We start from the raw sequence: 17,306 nt of genomic DNA, 5'->3' as shown, positions 1-17,306 counted from the left end.
CCATACCTTCGCAGATTCCAGCCTGAACAGCCGCCCTCGTCCGCAACAGCGGGGCGATCCACCGCTAAGCCATCGCATTCACGAGGCCAGCGCGCGCAGGGTCGTGCCGGTGAACTCGTCCAGCGGATAGAACAGCTCGATCGCCAACTCCGACAGCGTCACGTCGGCGGGCGCGCCGAAGGTGGCCATCGTGCTGAACATCGACAGCTCGCCGAGCGGCGTGCGGATCCTGAGCGGCACCTGAAAAGGGCCAGAACCGAGCTCCTCGCCCTCATCCTGAGGCTCGGGCACGGGATAGCCGCACACCTCCTCGTACAGCAGCCGCAGCTCCTCGTCGCCGGTGGCGGTGACCTGGCGCCGCAGCCTGTCGAGGAAGTGCGAGCGCACCTCGCCCAGGTTGACCAGGTGCGCGGCCAGGCCGTCGGGGTGCAGGGTGAGCCGGAACACGTTCGGGCACGGCTCCAGCAGGTGCGACGGGATGCCGTTCAGGAGTACGGACATGGCGCGGTTGCCCGCCACCACGTTCCACAGGCGGTCGACGACGACGGCGGGGTACGGCTCGTGCGCGGCCAGCATGGTCTCCAGCGCGGAACGGACCGAGGCCAGGTAGTCGTCGCTGAGTGAGCTCTCGCGGTAGGCGGGCGCGTAGTCGGCGGCCAGCAGCAGCGTGTTGCGCTCGCGCAGCGGCACCTCCAGCGCCTCCGCCAGGCGCAGCACCATCTCCCTGCTCGGGCGGGCCTTGCCGGTCTCGACGTACGACAGGTGGCGCGCGGAGCTGTCGGCGAGCAGGGCGAGGTCGAGCTGGCTGAGCCTGCGCCGCTGCCGCCACTCCCGCAGCAGGACGCCCACCCGGGACGGCCGGTCCTTGGTCATTCCCGCAAGCGTAGACGAGGCTCAGGTCAGCGCCGCCATGACCTCAGAGGTCATTGAGCCCATGAACCGCGTGCGGCACCGTCTTCTCCGAGTTCGACACCTGACGAAGGAGACCCCTGTGACCCTGTTGCGTACCATCCTGCGGATCGACGGCTGGAGCACCGCCGTCTTCGGCCTGGCCATGCTCGCCGGCGGGCCGGCGCTGAGCGGGCCGCTCGGCCTGCCGACGACGTGGTCGGTCCCGCTGGGCGTGGCCATGCTGGGCGGGGCCGCCGCCCTCGGGCTCATCGCCGGCTATCCGCGCATTCCCGCCCGCCTGGGCGGCTACGTGGTGGCGGGGAACGCGCTGTCGTGCGTCGGCCAGCTCGTGCTCGCCTTCGCGGGCCTGATCCCGCTGACCGGGCTCGGCGTGGTGTTCATGCTGGTCGGCGCGCTGGTGGTGGCGGTCTTCGCGGCGGTGCAGTTCGTCGGCCTGCGGCGGTCGATGAACGCGGGCGAGCACGCGGTCGGCGTCGCAGGCCCGGCGACGTAGGTGGCGCTCAGGCGCTCCACTCGCCGGGTCCGCCGGGGATCGGCGCTCCCTTGTCGTACGGCTCGCGGGTGAAGATGAAGGTGTTCAGGTCGAGGAACCCGTCGCCCACCCTCAGCACCTCGCCCGCGTAGTAGCCGTCCAGGCCCAGCCAGGTGCCGTCCGGCTGGGCGACGAACCGCGAGGCCCGTCCGGTCCCGTGCGCCGGTGTCAGCGACAGGCCTCGCTCGGGCAGCAGCCGCAGCAGGTAGGGCGTGGGACCCCAGTGCCACAGGCCCGTCAACGCCAGCAGGTCGGGGTCTGCGGCGACCGGCTTCCACGGCTCGGGCAGGCGCGGCTCGTGCTCGTCGAGGATGGCCAGCAGCTCGGTCAGCAGCGTACGGCTCACGCCCGAGGTGGTGTTGGCCATGAACAGCACGCCCACCCGGTCGGCGGGGTCGGTCCAGACGGTGGCCAGGAAGCCGGGCATCGATCCGGTGTGCCCGGCCAGGCGCCGCCCGTTCGCCCTGGCCAGCTGCAGGCCGAGGCCGTAGCCGGAGGTCCACGCGTCGCCGTCGTCCACGGTGGCGGGCTCGCGCATCTCGGCCAGCGTCTCGGGCCTGAGCACGCCCTGCGTGGAACCGGCCAGGAAGGCCGCCCACCTGGCCAGGTCGGCGGGCGTCGACCACAGCTGGCCCGCAGGCGCCATCGACGCCGCGTCGTGCTCGGGCTCGGGCAGCAGCACGTCGGCGAAGGGGTGCACGGCGTAGCCGGTGGCGTGGGGCGCCCGCGGCCTGGCGGTGGTGTCGGTCATCCCGAGCGGCTCCAGCACCTCCCGTCGGACCGCCTCCACCCACGGCATGCCGCGGTGGCGGGCCACCAGCTCGCCCAGCAGCCCGAAGCCGAGGTTGGAGTAGTGGAAGCGGCGGCCGGGGCGGTGCCTGGCCTCGTCGGGGCCCAGCCGCGCCACCAGCTCGTCGATCGGCAGGCCGGGCGTGCGCTCCCACCACGGCGTCGGCGGCTCGGCCGACAGCCCGCCGGTGTGCGAGAGCAGCTGGGCGATCGTGACCTGGTCGAACGGGGTGCCCTCGACGTGCTTGCCGAGCGGGTCGAGCAGATCGACCAGGCCCTCGTCACGCAACCTCATCACGACAACGGCGACCATGGACTTGGTGATCGAGCCGATCCGGTACTGCGTGCCGAGGGTCGGCGCACCGTCGCCGACCTGGCCCCTGGCCCCGAACCACGCCAGCTCGCCGTCACGCACGATCGCCGCCGTCAGCGACGGCACCCTGGACTCGGCTTGCTCCACGGCCAGCCTGCGCAGCAGCGCCTTGGCCGCGCTCTCACCCACTTCGCTCATACCGGGGAAGATTACCGAGGGTTCGCGGCTCTCGATGCACGGCCGTCGTTCCTCTTGTCTACGGTTCATGCGGGAGCACCCATCCATAGACGTGCCAGGTTGAGCCCCCGCAGCTGGACATCCTCGACATACCACCCGGAACTCGACGAGCTCATTCGGTAGGACTTCCGCAAAGGCAGGGCGACGCGGCCGACGTCGGCACGGGAAGGCCATGGCCTCGGCGCTGTCCTGCACTGCGGAGGCCATGGTGCGCGGTGCAGGCGCCGCGGTGAGGTCATCCAGCGGCCAGGTCCTCCAGCGCCTTCAGGTTCGGAAGTTCCTGCTCGGTGTCGAGGTCGATACGGCCTGCGCGGGGGTCTTCTTCCTGCCCCACCCAGTGCCGCAGAGCCTGTAGGGGCGCGAGGCCGTTGGCCCTCGCCTGGCGCAGCCGCTGTACCCATGCCACGCCCGCATTGGCGCCGAGGTCGCCGGCGTCTTCTCGCGCGACGTATTTGGCGGCGTCATCGGAGACGGCCGCCCACAGGTAGCCGACGATCGTGCTGTCGATGCTCACCGGCACATAGCGAATGGCGGACTCCGTCGTGCGCGCGTAGCTTTCTGGCGCGAACGTCGTACGAAATTTGGGCTCGTCGGTCAGTGACAACGTTGGCTTCCTTATCTGTCGGGCTGGTCAGGGAGCATCCAGCCGTATACATGCCAGATACCACCCCTCATGCGAACGTCTTCCACCATCCATGATCGGCCGCTACCCAGGAGCAACTCGCGCTCAGTGCCGTATCCGCTGATCGGTTTGACATAGATCGCCGGAGTTCCCTCGGGCACTCGAAGATGCAGCCGCACGGGCATGTCCTTCCAAGCGGCGTCCATGCCGATATTCGTCGACATGAACGCCGGGTCTCTCTGAATGGTTCCGGGAAGTTCCTCGATCGGGACGGTGAAGGCATCGTCGAAGACTCCTCGGTAAACGTCGATCGTCTCGGGCAGCAGACGGACGTACGTGGCCGAATTTATGAGCTCGATCCGCATTTCTGTATGCGCTCTCTCAAGAGAGCCGACGCCCAAGGTGGTGTTGTCGCGCAAGAATTTATTGATCTGTCTGTAATCAGAAGCAGTGTAACCCTTGAGCGCGTTCACCTGGGCCTCCGACAGGTTGTCGAGGACGCCGCCCCAGACCGCGTTGCCGAACGACTCGCTGACCAGGCGTGCGCCGAAGGGCGCGTCGAGTGGCACATGCGGTCCCGGCCCGACGTAGAGAAGGCCCGAAGGAAGCTTTTGAAGTGTGGCGACGATCTCCGGTCTGCCCTCGGGGGTCAGTCCCTCGTAACGCGGCTCGGGTTGCGTTCCGTAGCGATTGATGAGGTCGTTGCGGCGGTCTTTGAGCGTGGATTTGAGGGCGGCGGCTTCCTCGGGCGGGAAACCGTGCCGGTCGACGAGCGCGTCGATGCGTTGCTCGCTGATCTTTTCGATCTTGCGGACCCCGGCGCGGATGTCGTCGTCGGTCAGGTTTTTGAACACGTGTGCCGACTGCGGGTTCATGGAAGGATCGCGCAGGGTGTCGATCTCGCCGACGACGGGGCCGAACAGGGCGCCCTTCGGCTCGCCCTGGGCGCGGTAGAGCAGGGAACCGCCGGCGTCCAGGCGCAGCGGGTGACCGTTGCTGCTGAGCACGTTGTCGAAGGCGAGGCCGGCCACGTCCCAGTTGCCCAGCCAGGCGTCCACCGCGAAGCCAGCGTAGAGGTCTTTGAGGTAGGCGGTGTCATCGAGCCTGGCGTGGAGGTCTTGGACGCCGTCGACGATGGCCGAGCGGACGCCGAGGTGGCGCTCGCCGAAGTGGCCGTTGAGGTCGATGAGCTCGACCACTGGCACGCGGATCCCGGCTTCGCGGTAGAGCTGGTTGGCCAGTACCTCGTTTTTGGCGTGGACGTCGCTGCGGGGGGCTTTGACGTACCATTCCCGGCCGGCGGGGTCGACGAAGCGGCCGCCGAGGTTGCTGCCGCCCTGACCGCCGGTCTGGGTGTAGCCGTCCATGCGGGCGATGGTGGGTGGGCCGTCGCCGAAGGCGGCGGCAGATGGGTGTGCGGCGGCCGGGCCTGCGTCCGCGCCGGTGTGGGCGCCGGTGTGAGCGGCATGGGGGGAGGGGTCGGTCGATGACAGCACCGCGGGCCCGGCTGCCGGGTCATCGCCGTGTTTGGCGTCGTGGAACAGCGACAGCACATCGTTCAGAGACTTGACCATAGCGGGGTGCAGCTTGCCCTGGGCGGCCATGTCACCCAGTTCGAACAGCGTCACCCATCTGGCGTCGCCGGTCTCGGTCATGTCGACCCTGGGGGTGAACATGTCACCTTCGGCGGCGATGTTGGTGTACTTCCAGCCGTTGGCGGCCTCCACCACATGGGTTCCGGTCAGTTTGAGCGTGTCGAGGTAGGCCTGGTTGACGCCCAGCTCCTCGCTGATCTCCCGGGCCGCGCCCTGCGCGGGTGTCTCCTTGCTGTCCAACGCCCCGCCGGGCAGCTGCCATTTGCCCACGTTCGAGCTGACGCCCGGGCCGCGTTGCACCACCAGGTAGCGCTCCACACCCCTGGCGTCGGTGTTCCTGATCAGCACGCCGGCGGCGCCGTACTTGCCCCATAGGCCGGGGCCGGCGTAGCCGTCACCGGACCTGCCGGGGTCGGCGAGGATCTTGAACGGGCTGGGGGAGGCGTCCTTGACACCGCCGCCCGGCCCGCCGGCATCGGCGTGCCAGGCCGCCGAGGTGGAGGTGTTGTCGGCATGCCCGGTGACCGAAGACCCGCCGCTGTCGGCGTGGTGGACCGCCGACGGGCCGGCCGCGCCGGAATGCCCGCCGGCCACTGGCGAGACGGGAAGAGGGTGGGCGCCCGGCGATGTGGTCGACGGGTGAGCGGCCGGTGAAGGAGTCGCGCCCCCTGCGTGGGCGGCTCCGGTCGAGGAAGCCAGATGAGGAGCCGCCGATGGGCCCGCTGACGGGGCCGTGTGGTGCCCGCCGGCCGGTGATGCGGTGCCGGAGCCGCCGGCATGCGCCGGCGGGTGAGATGCCCCGCCGGCGGGGCCCGCCGTGCCGGCGCCCTTCAGCGCAGGCGCAGGCGCGTGCGGCGGGCCCGAACCGTTGATCAGCGAATCGATGCTCGGCTTGGGCTTCGGCCCGGTAGCGGTGTCCGACTGCGCCAACGCGTGGAAGACCGGTCCCGGCTTCCCCGGGTCAGGCTTGGAGGCGCTCGTCGCAGAGTCGATGTCCACGTGATGAGGGGTGGGCCCTAACGTGCTGTCGGCCGGTCCCTTCGTGATGTGTGTGGCCTGCGACAAGCTGGTGCTGAGGTCCAATGTGCCGTGCGCCGGGGTTTCGGCGTAGGTGTAGTGGATGCCGTAGCTCCCCGGCGTGCCGTGCTGCGCTACACCGGAGGCCTGGGTGCCCATCGTCGGGTGCGGCCCGCCCACGGCGCCGGACGTCGAATTCGTCAGCCACGACGGCGGCAGGCTGTTCTTCCACGATCCGCTGGAGGGTGGGTGGGGACCGTCGTGCGAGGTCGGGGAAAGGTCCCCGCCCGTCTTCCCCGAAGGCCCCGTGCCCGCTATCGAACCGGTCGAGGGGTTCCAGCTGGCCCAGTGCGCGTCCGCGCCGCCCACGAAACCCGCCGTCATGTTCATCAGAATGGTCCGCAGCATCTTCTCATCCAGCGGCCGGCCACTCATCACCTCCACCGTCGCCGCCGTGGCACCCCCCGCCAAACCCGACCGCGTCATCAACCCCCACATCGACCGCGTCGGAGCCAACCCCGTGAACAACGTCAAAAACGCACCCGTCAACGCGCCCGAACCCGCCGACGCCCACACCTGATCCCAATCAACGCCATCCCGCCGCGACTGCGTCGCCTGCACCGCCGCATCCATACCGCCCAGCAGCACACCGAACAACCCCACATTGATCATCAACCGCTTGCCCAACTGCCCGATCGCCAACCGCGTCAACTGCAACCGCGGCCCGATCATCGCCAGCGACACCCCACCCCACGGCCCCATCGCCGCCGCCAGCAACCAGCCGATCTGAAAAATCAGAAACCAGACCGACACCTCGATCATCCGCTTGGTGTACTCGACCTGCACCCCCACCCGGTTGAACTCCAGCGCCGCCGCCACCAACCGCTCAACCAGCTCGACCCGCTTGTCACCCCACACCTGACGAACGAACTCGACGAACTCCTGCAGCGCCTCGCCGTCCCAGTCCTCACCCTCACGAGCCGCGTACCCCATCCCCTCCGCGGCCATCACATTCTTGGCAGAGGCCGCACACGCATCAGCCAGCCGGAAACACCCCGACTCATCACCCTCCGGCCAATCCATCCCCACCACCCAGCCCACATATGGCTTGGCCCAGTCAGGAACGAGAAACCCATCAAATCCCATGTCAACTCATCCACTACGGCATCGGCGGGTAGAACTCCGACGGATACTGCTCAGCCGGGTACGAGCCGGACGGCGACTGATCCGGCTGCCCCAAAGTCGGCGGCGGCGGCACCGAGCCGGACTCCCCGCTCCAGCCCTGGCCGTCGCCGTATCCGGGTTCGGCGGAATCGTATGTCCGGGCATTGCCGTGGAGCCCGTCGCGGATGCCTTCGGCCTCGTTGATGCACGCGGTGAAGGCGTCCATGATCTCGCCCTGGAGCTTGGGCAGCTTCTTTTCCAGCTCGGCGCCATACTGGTCATCGCCCAGCGGGTTGCCTTCGGTCATGAACACTTCCAGCAGCAGGCGCTTCTCCCACCACAGGGTGTCCGCGTCCCCTTCGGCGTAGCTCGCACGCGTGCGGAGTCCCGATGTCCGCACGGAATAGCCCCCGTGCTGGGGGGTCATTCGCGGTCCTCGAGGTCGATCGGCTGGGGCAGCAGCGAGTCGAGTGAGACGTCGTCGCCGAAGAACTCCTCGTATGGCAGGCCTTCGGGCACGAACGGCGACATGAGCTCCTTGGTGCGCTCGGCCACCTCGCCCGAGGCCGCCGAGATCTGCTCGAGGATCGAGTACGCCAGCTCGGAGGGCGACAGCTTCCCGTAGACGCGCGGGTTGAACTCGATGTTCTGGACCTGCCCTCGCGGGCCGACCGTCACCGTCACCATGCCGTCGTCGGACTTCCCGACCGCGGTCGTCTCGCGCAGCTTCGCATAGGCCTGCTTGAGCTGTTCCGCCTGACGGTTGTACTCCTTGGCCATGTCCTCTATGGCCAGTCGGAACTCCTCACTCATTCCACACCACCCCCGCAAGCCTCACAAGTTAGGAAGTTTCTACCATTCCCTGACACGGAACGTCGGATGATCTTCCGATCTCCGTTCCACTGCTGCTTCCAGCTGAGGTCGCGGGCTCCAAGCTGCTCTACCCTGACCGGTGACAGTCGGGAGAGAGGTTTTCCGTGAACGCTGGTCCGGGCGGTTCCCCTGGGTCGAGTCTTGAGGCTGTCCTTGAACGGATCACCTACGCCAACGAGGAGACGGGCTACACCATCGCCCGCGTGGCCACCGAGCGTTCGGGATCCGAGCTGCTGACCGTGGTGGGGCCGCTGCTGGGCGCGCAGGTCGGCGAGTCACTGCGGCTGACCGGCAGGTGGACCTCCCATCCCCGCTACGGCAGGCAGTTCGAGGTCTGGTCGTATGCCACCGTGCTGCCCGCCACCATCCAGGGCATCCAGCGCTATCTGGGCTCCGGCCTGATCAAGGGCATCGGCCCCAAAATGGCCGAGCGGATCGTCGACCACTTCGGCACCGACACCCTCGACATCATCGAGACCGCGCCCGAACGCCTGGTCGAGGTGGCCGGGCTGGGGCCCAAGCGCACCAAGCTGATCGCGATCGCCTGGGAAGAACAGAAGATCATCAAAGAAGTCATGATCTTCCTGCAGGGTGTCGGTGTCTCGACCTCGATCGCCGTGCGGATCTTCAAGCAGTACGGCGAGGCGTCCGTCTCCGTCGTCAGGAGCCAGCCGTACAAGCTGGCCGACGACGTGTGGGGCATCGGCTTCAAGACCGCCGACACCATCGCCCAGGCCGTCGGGATCCCGCACGACAGCCCCGAGCGGGTCAAGGCGGGCCTGCGCTACACGCTGTCGCAGGCCGCCGACGACGGTCACTGCTACCTGCCCGCGCCCAACCTCGTCGCCGACGCGGTCAAGATCCTCGAGGTGCCGTCCGAGCTGGTCAAGACCTGCCTGGACGAGCTGGTCGCCGAGGAGGGCGTGGTCAGGGAGGACATCCCCGCGGGAGAGAACGTCGTCCCGGCGATCTACCTGGTGCCCTTCCACCGGGCCGAGCTTTCGCTGGCCGGCACCCTGCTCGGCCTGCTGCGCACGGGCCGCGACAGGCTGAAGGCCTTCGCCGACGTCGACTGGGAACGGGCCGAAGAGTGGCTGCGCCGGCAGAGCGGCGCGGAGCTGGCCGCCGAGCAGCGCCAGGCCGTCCGCCTGGCCCTGACCGAGAAGGTCGCGGTGCTGACCGGCGGCCCCGGATGCGGCAAGTCCTTCACCGTCCGGTCGATCGTGCAGCTGGCCCGCGCCAAGCGGGCCAAGGTCATCCTGGCCGCGCCGACGGGCCGGGCCGCCAAGCGCCTGTCCGAGCTGACCGGGCACGAGGCCACCACCGTCCACCGGCTGCTGCAGCTGCGGCCCGGCGGCGAGGCCACCTTCGACCGTGACAACCCGCTGGAGGCCGACCTGGTCGTGGTCGACGAGGCCTCCATGCTCGACCTGTTGCTGGCCAACAAGCTCGTCAAGGCCGTCGCGCCCGGCGCGCACCTGCTGCTGGTCGGCGACGTCGACCAGCTGCCGTCGGTCGGCGCGGGTGAGGTGCTGAAGGACCTGCTGGCCGCCGACGACATCCCCCGGGTACGGCTGACGCAGATCTTCCGCCAGGCCCAGGAGTCGGGCGTCGTCGTCAACGCCCACCGCGTCAACACCGGTCGTCATCCCGTCCTGGAGGGCATGAAGGACTTCTTCCTGTTTCCCTGCGAGGAGCCGGAGGAGATCGCCGAGCTGACCGTCGACGTCGTCGCCCGCCGTATCGCCCGCAAGTTCGGCCTCAATCCCCGCCGCGACGTGCAGGTGCTCGCGCCCATGCACCGCGGCGCGGCGGGTGCGGGCGCGCTCAACGCCGCCCTGCAGGAGGCGCTGACCCCCGCCCGCGAGGGCCTGCCCGAGCGCCGGTACGGCGGGCGGGTCTTCAGGATCGGCGACAAGGTGACCCAGTTGCGCAACAACTACGACAAGGGCGCGGCAGGGGTGTTCAACGGCACGGTCGGCGTGGTCACCGACATCAGGCCGGACGAGCAGAAGCTGACGGTCCTGACCGATGAGGAGGAGAGCGTCGAGTACGCCTTCGATGAACTCGACGAGCTCGCCCACGCCTACGCCGTCTCGATCCACCGTTCGCAGGGCAGCGAGTATCCGGCCGTGGTGATCCCGCTGGCCACCAGCGCGTGGATGATGCTGCAGCGCAACCTGCTCTACACCGCCATCACCAGGGCGAAGCGGCTGGTGGTCATCGTCGGCTCGCGGCGGGCGCTGGCGCAGGCCGTCAGGACCAGAGGAGCAGGAAGGAGGCATACGGGCCTGACTCACCGCTTGTCAAGCGGTTGACCACCCTATGCGTCCAAAATTGTGCGAACTCTCCCATATGATTCAGCATCCAATACGTATAGCCCTTGAGGTTTTTGGGTGCGGATTGCTGGTATGGGGGAGAGGACTGTGTTGAGCATTGCGCCAGCTTGGCGGAAGCCCGTTGCCGGGGTCGCGGTCATGGTGGCCGTGGCCATGACCGCTTCGTGCTCCGGCGGCTCGGCCACCACCGGGGGGACGAGCGGGGCGGCGGGTGAGACCGCCACGACGTCTGCCACGCCGGCGCCGCAGATCAAGATCAGTCCGGCCGAGGGCAGCGCCAAGGTGAAGCCGGACAAGAAGGTCGTGGTGACAGCCTCGGGCGGCGCGCTCGACGAGGTGGTCGTCCAGGGCGGCGGCAAGCAGCTCGAGGGCTCCTTCAACGCCGACAAGACCAAGTGGGTCTCCAAGGAGCCGCTGCGGCCCACCAGCAGCTACAGCGTGTCGGCCAAGGCGGGGACGACCACCGCGGCGGCCAGCTTCAAGACCCTCAAGCCCGAGGTCGAGCTTGCCGTCGCCGACGTGACGCCGAACCAGAAGGGCGAGAAGGTCGGCGTGGGGGCGCCGATCATCCTGACCTTCAACAACCCGGTCTCCGACAAGGCGACCGTGGAGGGGGCGCTGGAGGTCGAGGCCGAAAAGCCCGTCGAGGGCGCATGGCGGTGGATCAACGACAAGACCGTCATCTACCGCACCGCCACCTTCTGGCCCGCGCACCAGACGGTGAAGCTGACCGCGCGCCTGAGCGGCGTGCAGGGCGGCAAGGACATGTACGGGGTGAAGGACTACACCACCTCGATCAAGATCGGCGCCAAGCAGGTCAGCAAGATCAACACCAAGACGCACATGATGTACGTCTACCGCGACGGCAAGAAGGTGCAGACCATGCGGATCAGCGCCGGCATGGCCACCACCAGGGAGTACACCACCACCTCCGGCGTCCACCTGACCATGGAGAAGGCCAACCCGGTCCGGATGATCTCCCCGGGCCGCAAGAAGGGCGACCCGGGCTATTACGACGTGATGATCAATCACGTGGTGCGGATCTCCAACTCCGGCGAGTACGTCCACGCCAAGGACAACGTCTGGGCCCAGGGCCGGCAGAACGTCAGCCACGGCTGCATCAACTCCCGCCCCGACCAGGCCAAGTGGTACTTCGACCACATGCAGCGCGGCGACGTCGTCGACATCAAGGGCACCAACCGCGACCTGGAGTGGAACAACGGCTGGGGCTTCTGGCAGCTGCCGTTCAAGGAGTGGAAGAAGGGCAGCGCCCTGTAGCCAGGGTCAGGGGCACGGCGCGATGTTGTGCGAGCGGCCGAGCACGTTGTCCGGGTCCCACGCCGCCTTCACCCTGGCAAGGCGCGCGTGGTCGGCGGGGGTGTAGGCGGCTGCGGTCCTGGCCGGGTCGGTGAGGAAGTTCAGGAACGAGCCGCCCGTGGCGTACGGCCGCATCCACCCGGCCACCTCCCGCATCCGCGCGTCCACCCCGGCCGCCGCGCCGGGGTCGCCCAGCAGCGCCGTGGTGATCACCGAGAACGGCACGTCACGGTGGCCGACGGGCCCCGCGCCCGGGGCGGGTCGCGCCATCGCCCCGCCCCAGTGGCGCACCTCGATCGCGCTCACCGGCTCCTGCGCGCTCTTCACGATCACCTCGATCGCCTCGTCGGACACCTCCGGCAGCAGGTCGAGGTGCTGACGCACCGCCATCGGCGGGGGCGGAGGACCGCCGAAGACGGTGGCCGCCCGCGCGAAGCTCATCGGCGCGAACCCGTCCACGAGCGCCGGACCGGCGGCCTCCACCAGCGGCGCCAGGCAGCGCTCAGCTTCCTCGGCGGGGCCGGCGTAGAAGGCCCGTACGGCAAGCGCCCATCGGCGGTCTTTCCGCCGCGGGTGCGACAGGGACTCCCGGCGAGGGCCTCGCCCGCCAAGACGCCTGCCCTGCCGGGCTAGCGCAGCCACCGCAAAGCTGCGTCGGCGCAGTCGTCGGGGCTGCTGTTGAAGGCGATGGCTGCGCCGGGCGCGTGCTGCCGGACCAGGTTGACCACCTTCTCGAAGAACTCGAGCAACGGCTCGTGCGTGCGGATGCCACCCCCGATCACGACGCAGCCGTAGTCTTCGCGAGTCAGCGCCTCCACTATCGCTTCTTCGGGATTCTCGCCCAATGCCACCAGGCACCAGTCGGCCTCGACACCATGATCGTCGAAGCGGGCCTGACCGCGTGCGATCGCTGCCTGAACCGGCTCCGGGTCCCAGCCCTGGAGCTTGGCGGGATCGAGACCCACCACCAGCACTCGTGCCATTGTCACGCGTCCCTCCTCCCGCAGATCGTTTCCACGCCGGCGCGATGGTTGGAGGTGGTGCCTGGATCCATCGGCATTGTCGAGTTCCTCCAAGGGGTCACGTTATCCCGATCTTGTCGCGCGCTTCTGGATGGTCGAAGGAGACGTTGACACCCCGGAGATCACGCGCCCGGCCAGACGGCTCCGAAGAATCCCGGCCACTCAGCGCGGAACTCACAGCGAAGCTCAGCTGATCGGTGCCGAGAGGAAACGCACTAGCTCCGCAGTGACGAACCGAGGGTTCTCCTCCACGAGCCAGTGCCCTGCGTGCGGCACGTCCACCGCGCGCACGATCTTGGTCATGCGCGGGGCCACTGTGGCTCGGATCGCGTCGAGCTGCCCCTGGGCGGTCATGAGCAGGGTCGGTACACGTACCGGTGCCGCTGCCGCGGTGTCGCGGACGTCCTTGTCGAGGGTGCGGTAGAGCTCGAAGCCGCCCGACAGGACCTCTGGCCGGCTGTAGCTCCGTGCGTACTCGTTGATCTCGGTGTCGGTGAACGGGGACCGATCCGAGGTGCCACCGAACGCCGTTCCGCCGAACGAGACCTGGGGGTAGAACAGCGCCAGGTACTCGCGGACGTCGTCGCCTACGACCGCCTCGGGGACCCGTCGCTGGGAGTGGAAGGCGATGTGCCAGCTCAGTGAGCGGTACGTGGCCGCATCGACAGCGGGCCCGGGTAGCGGCAGGTCGAAGTAGCCGAGGCGGGCGGTCTCGTCGGGGAACTGGCTGGCGTACTGGAATGCTACGGCGGCGCCGAAATCGTGGCCGACGACGGCGGCGTCCCGGATCTTGAGCCGGTCGGCGATCAACGTGTGCACGTACCGCGCCAGGGTGGCCTTGTCGTAGCCGGTCGGTGAGCCGTTGCTGTCGCCCAGTCCCGGAAGGTCGACAGCGTAGACGGTGTGGTGTTCGGCGAGTGCCGGCATGATCGGCCACCAGCCGTACCACGTCTGGGGCCAGCCGTGGATCAGCACCACCGGTGTGCCGCTGCCGCCAGTGACGTAGTGCATGCGGACGCCGTCGACATCGGCGAACTCGTGTCGGAAGGTGTTCTCGAACTCCGGGTCGTCCTGGGTGGCGACGGCGTAGGGGGCAACGCCGGTCGCGGTCGGCGTGGAACAGGCTGCGGTGCCGATCGCGAGCACGAGGCTGAGCGTGATGGTCGCCACCGTGCGCGCGGATCGGAGGAAGCGGCGCGACAACGGCCGCTGTGTGGTCATCATGTGTTCCTGTCCTGGAGAAGGTGGCGGGGTCAGCGTCCGGTCGCGCCGTCGATCAGTTCGCGGAGGATGTCCGCGTGGCCCGCGTGGCGGCCGGTCTCCTCGATCATGTGGGTGAGTGCCCAGCGGATGCTGGGAGCGGGGCGGTTCGGCCGCGGTCGAGGGAGCGGTGCGCCGAGATCGGTGCACCCGTCGAGAACCTCGTTCGCGCGCTCGACCGTCTCGCGGTAGCGGGCGACGACATCGGCCACGCTGTCCGCCGGTGCGGCCTGGAACGTCGCCTGCCAGTCGGTGACGTCCTCCCCGAGGAACATCGAGCGTTCGACGAAAGTCAGGTGGTTGAGCAGGCCGAGCAGGTTCGTGCCTGATGGCACCGCGGCCGTTCGCACCTCCGGTTCGGGTGCACTGTCGACCTTCGCCGCGACCGAGGCCCGCAGGTAGTCGAGGAATCCGCGCAGGACCTCAGCCTCGCTGCTTCCGGTCCGGGGCGGCGGAGTGTCGCGGCGGCGGCGCACGGTGTTCGGCATAGTGGTTTCCTCTCTTCGGCGGCGCTGTTCGCCGTGTCAGGCGCTGCGGCGGATGAGCAGCACGTGGTCGGTGACCTCGGCGGTGCGCCCGCCCGGCCCGGTCGCGATCCTGCGGGGTGCGTCGGCTCGCTCGACCGTCCACGTCGCCGCGTCCAGATCGATACCGGCCGCGACCTCCCTCGGGCTCGGGTACCGGACGTCGGGATCCTGGCTCCACGACCACGGCGCGGTCGAGCCGTGGTCGACGATCAGCAGCCGCCCATCCGGGCGCAACGCGTGCGCGGCCGAGCGCAGGACGGCCGCCCTGTCCAGGTCGAAGGGGGTGTGCAGGTAATGGGCGCAGATCAGGTCGAACTCGCCGTGCGGGAAAGACCTGCGTAGGTCGTGCCGCACGGCGGTGACGCGATCGTCCAGGCTGTGTGCGCAGGCGATTGCCGCGAGCCGCTCGACCGCCATGGCCGAAATGTCGGCGGCGGTGACGTGCCACCCCTGTCCGGCGAGCCACAGCGCGTCACCGCCGGCGCCGCATCCGAGGTCCAGCGCGTCGCCGGGCGGCAGGCCCGTGACCGTCTCGGTGAGACGAACATTCGGCCGCGGATCGGTGGCCGCCGGTCGCGCCGCGTACACGCCGTCCCAGAACATGACCGCATCGCTGGCGTTCATCAAGACTCCTTCCGTCGGTGTCCGCTCAGTCTCGACGGGGGCGCACCGATCTGGCACGAAACCTTGCGGTTCTGGCAAGATGGCCTCGTGGACCACGAAATGGACGAGGTGCTCGACGCGGTGGGGCCGCGACTTCGTGCGCTGCGTCGTCACCGCGGCATCACCCTCGCCGACCTCGCGACGACAACCGGCGTGTCGGAGAGCACCCTGTCCCGGCTGGAGAGCGGGCAGCGCCGGGCGACCCTGGAGTTGCTGCTGCCGCTGGCCCGTACTTACAACGTTTCGCTGGACGACCTCGTAGGCGCCCCGCGCACCGGCGACCCCCGGATCCACCTCACGCCGATCCGTAGGTTCGGGATGACCTTCGTGCCGCTGTCCCGGCGGCCGGGCGGAATACACGCGTTCAAAATGATCATCCCCGCGCAACCGGAACCGCTCGTACCGACCCCGCAGACCCACGACGGCTTCGAATGGCTGTACGTGCTCAACGGACGCTTGCGGCTCATCCTCGGCGAGCGCGACCTGACGCTGCCGACCGGTGAGGCAGCCGAGTTCGACACTTCCTTGCCGCACTGGCTGGGCAGCGCCGACGGCGGCGTTGTCGAGCTTCTTATCCTGTTCGACCCGCAAGGGATGCGTACGCACATACACGCTGACCCACATCGGCCGTCTCACGGCGGGAGCCAGCGGTGAACTCAGCCAGAGATTTCAGTGTTCGCGCTCGGTAGTGACCGTGCAGAAGCCGCAATCGACCCCCGCCGCCCTGTGGCACCGCCCAACGTAACCTCTGTCACGCACGGTTACTCTTCCCCGCACGGACCCGAGTGGAGGGCCGTAACGGCTGACCGGTGGGGTCGCGCGGCTGGTCACCGGCGGAGGCGGATCCGACTGCCGATGGATGGGAGGGGTGAGAAACCTCATCGTGAGAGATCGCCGGGATGGTGACGTACATGATGGAATGCGGCCCTGATTTCGGAGACCAGCAGATCTGGCTGTTCCAGACCGGGGAAGTGGCCGCCGCGGTCCAGCTCGTGCCATGACCGGAGGTCGTGGTAGCGGCGCTCGGCCCAGCGCCGGGCGGTCGGCCACGGCTCGGCCGGGAACAGCGAACAGGCGGTGGGCACCGTCACCGGTTGTGCGTTCTCTTCTTCGGCGCTGCGCGGTACCCACCGCATGGCCTCCCAGTACCAGCGAGCACTGGAGGCACCGGTCCCGGTCAGCCAGTACAGGGCGATGTTGTCCACTTGTTGCGACACGCTCACCCCGCCACCGGCCTCCGCTCGGGTGTCGGAGTAGGCGGCGAACTTCTCGCCGAGCCACGCCGCCAGGCCGGCAGGCGAGTCGAGCAGGGAGTAACCGAGCGTCTGCGGGCGCGTACCCATGATCATCCCGAAGCCGTAGCCGTCCGCGAGATGCATGTCACGCCGCTCCAGCATGCGTTGTTCCGCCGGGTCCGGTGAGATCCGGTCGTCCGGCAGGGGAGAGGCGATCGGCATCGTCAGGTGCAGGCCGGTGACGCGCTCGGGCACCAGGCGCGCCAGTTCGGTGCTGACGAACGCGCCCCAGTCTCCGCCGTGCGCGCCGAACCGCTCGTAGCCGAGCACGGTCATCAGCTCCGCCCACGCCCGTGCCGTACGGGCGGGGTGCCAGCCGCGCTCGCGCGGACGATCACTGAAGCCGAACCCTGGCAGGGCCGGGACGACGACGTGGAAGGCGTCACTCGCGGAACCGCCATGGGCGACCGGATCACTGAGCGGCCCGAGGACGTTCTCGAATTCAAGGACGGAGCCCGGCCAGCCGTGGGTCAACAACAAGGGGAGCGCTGTGGGCTCGGGCGAGCGCACGTGCCAGAACGCGATACGCAGGCCGTCGAGGCGCACGCGGTAATGCGGAACTGTGTTCCACTGCTCTTCCCTGGCCCGCCAGTCGTGCTGTCGCCAGGTGTCCAGCAGCATCCTCAGCTGATCCAACTCGATACCCTGTGTGGCGTCCGGCACCGTTTCCGGCTCGGGAAGCCGAACCCCGTCGAGACGAGCCCGCAGGTCCGCCAGGTCGCGGTCAGGAATGTGCATGGGGTAGGGCTCGATCTCAGGCGTTGTCGCCGTGTTTCCAGACATGGACGAAACCCTAGAAACGGGCCACCCCCGGGTCCATGCCTGAGAT

16 protein-coding genes are annotated in these 17,306 nt (G+C 68.8%); 4 read left to right on the top strand and 12 right to left on the bottom strand.

The features are described from left to right. Window positions 1-78: 78 nt before the first annotated feature. A complete protein-coding gene (locus tag ACFXJ8_RS34010) occupies window positions 79-873 on the bottom strand; it encodes a helix-turn-helix domain-containing protein (protein ID WP_379648098.1) in 795 nt (264 codons plus the stop codon). A 118-nt stretch (window positions 874-991) separates the two neighbouring features. On the opposite strand from ACFXJ8_RS34010, the gene ACFXJ8_RS34005 reads away from it, so the two are divergent. Beyond that, a complete protein-coding gene (locus ACFXJ8_RS34005; RefSeq protein ID WP_379648097.1) occupies window positions 992-1,405 on the top strand; it encodes a hypothetical protein in 414 nt (137 codons plus the stop codon). A 7-nt stretch (window positions 1,406-1,412) separates the two neighbouring features. On the opposite strand, the gene ACFXJ8_RS34000 is transcribed toward ACFXJ8_RS34005, so the two are convergent. From ACFXJ8_RS34000 to ACFXJ8_RS33980, 5 genes are all read right to left on the bottom strand, one after another. Continuing rightward, on the bottom strand, window positions 1,413-2,744 hold the full coding sequence (locus tag ACFXJ8_RS34000; protein WP_379648096.1) for a serine hydrolase domain-containing protein: 1,332 nt from the start codon (window positions 2,742-2,744) through the stop codon (window positions 1,413-1,415). Between the two features lie 274 nt (window positions 2,745-3,018). Next, window positions 3,019-3,387: a hypothetical protein gene (locus ACFXJ8_RS33995; RefSeq protein ID WP_379648095.1), complete on the bottom strand. Its 369-nt coding sequence runs from the start codon at window positions 3,385-3,387 to the stop codon at window positions 3,019-3,021. Between the two features lie 11 nt (window positions 3,388-3,398). Then, a complete protein-coding gene (locus ACFXJ8_RS33990) occupies window positions 3,399-7,163 on the bottom strand; it encodes an ADP-ribosyltransferase (RefSeq protein WP_379648094.1) in 3,765 nt (1,254 codons plus the stop codon). Between the two features lie 13 nt (window positions 7,164-7,176). Further along, window positions 7,177-7,608: a hypothetical protein gene (locus ACFXJ8_RS33985; protein ID WP_379648093.1), complete on the bottom strand. Its 432-nt coding sequence runs from the start codon at window positions 7,606-7,608 to the stop codon at window positions 7,177-7,179. After that, entirely contained in the window at window positions 7,605-7,994 is a 390-nt protein-coding gene (locus ACFXJ8_RS33980) for a YbaB/EbfC family nucleoid-associated protein (protein ID WP_379648092.1), read from the bottom strand. The genes ACFXJ8_RS33985 and ACFXJ8_RS33980 overlap by 4 nt, the downstream gene beginning before the upstream one ends. Before the next feature lie 164 nt (window positions 7,995-8,158). Between ACFXJ8_RS33980 and ACFXJ8_RS33975 the strand changes: the two genes are divergently transcribed. Continuing rightward, window positions 8,159-10,372: an ATP-dependent RecD-like DNA helicase gene (locus ACFXJ8_RS33975; protein WP_379648091.1), complete on the top strand. Its 2,214-nt coding sequence runs from the start codon at window positions 8,159-8,161 to the stop codon at window positions 10,370-10,372. Between the two features lie 174 nt (window positions 10,373-10,546). Then, a complete protein-coding gene (locus ACFXJ8_RS33970) occupies window positions 10,547-11,671 on the top strand; it encodes an Ig-like domain-containing protein (RefSeq protein ID WP_379648090.1) in 1,125 nt (374 codons plus the stop codon). Between the two features lie 6 nt (window positions 11,672-11,677). Here ACFXJ8_RS33970 and ACFXJ8_RS33965 read toward each other — a convergent pair whose 3' ends face one another. The 5 genes from ACFXJ8_RS33965 to ACFXJ8_RS33945 all read right to left on the bottom strand — a co-directional run bounded on the left by ACFXJ8_RS33965 (window position 11,678) and on the right by ACFXJ8_RS33945 (window position 15,143). Continuing rightward, complete coding sequence (locus ACFXJ8_RS33965; protein WP_379648089.1) at window positions 11,678-12,352, bottom strand: BBE domain-containing protein; 675 nt, start codon at window positions 12,350-12,352, stop codon at window positions 11,678-11,680. Then, the gene (locus ACFXJ8_RS33960; protein ID WP_379648088.1) at window positions 12,340-12,786 is read right to left on the bottom strand and encodes a hypothetical protein; all 447 of its coding nucleotides are present in this window, start codon (window positions 12,784-12,786) and stop codon (window positions 12,340-12,342) included. Before ACFXJ8_RS33960 ends, ACFXJ8_RS33965 begins: the two co-directional genes overlap by 13 nt. Window positions 12,787-12,918: 132 nt before the next feature. Beyond that, entirely contained in the window at window positions 12,919-13,956 is a 1,038-nt protein-coding gene (locus tag ACFXJ8_RS33955) for an alpha/beta fold hydrolase (RefSeq protein ID WP_379648087.1), read from the bottom strand. A gap of 29 nt (window positions 13,957-13,985) precedes the next feature. Next, window positions 13,986-14,480: a DinB family protein gene (locus tag ACFXJ8_RS33950; RefSeq protein ID WP_379648086.1), complete on the bottom strand. Its 495-nt coding sequence runs from the start codon at window positions 14,478-14,480 to the stop codon at window positions 13,986-13,988. Window positions 14,481-14,516: 36 nt separating this feature from the next. Next, window positions 14,517-15,143: a class I SAM-dependent methyltransferase gene (locus ACFXJ8_RS33945; RefSeq protein ID WP_379648085.1), complete on the bottom strand. Its 627-nt coding sequence runs from the start codon at window positions 15,141-15,143 to the stop codon at window positions 14,517-14,519. 99 nt (window positions 15,144-15,242) lie between these two features. On the opposite strand from ACFXJ8_RS33945, the gene ACFXJ8_RS33940 reads away from it, so the two are divergent. Continuing rightward, the gene (locus tag ACFXJ8_RS33940) at window positions 15,243-15,836 is read left to right on the top strand and encodes a helix-turn-helix domain-containing protein (protein WP_379648084.1); all 594 of its coding nucleotides are present in this window, start codon (window positions 15,243-15,245) and stop codon (window positions 15,834-15,836) included. Between the two features lie 224 nt (window positions 15,837-16,060). On the opposite strand, the gene ACFXJ8_RS33935 is transcribed toward ACFXJ8_RS33940, so the two are convergent. Continuing rightward, a complete protein-coding gene (locus ACFXJ8_RS33935) occupies window positions 16,061-17,260 on the bottom strand; it encodes an epoxide hydrolase family protein (RefSeq protein ID WP_379648083.1) in 1,200 nt (399 codons plus the stop codon). Between the last annotated feature and the right edge of the window lie 46 nt (window positions 17,261-17,306).

The organism is Nonomuraea sp. NPDC059194, assembly GCF_042754765.1.
Taxonomy (GTDB): domain Bacteria; phylum Actinomycetota; class Actinomycetes; order Streptosporangiales; family Streptosporangiaceae; genus Nonomuraea.
This window is presented reverse-complemented; position numbering and strand designations above follow the sequence as displayed.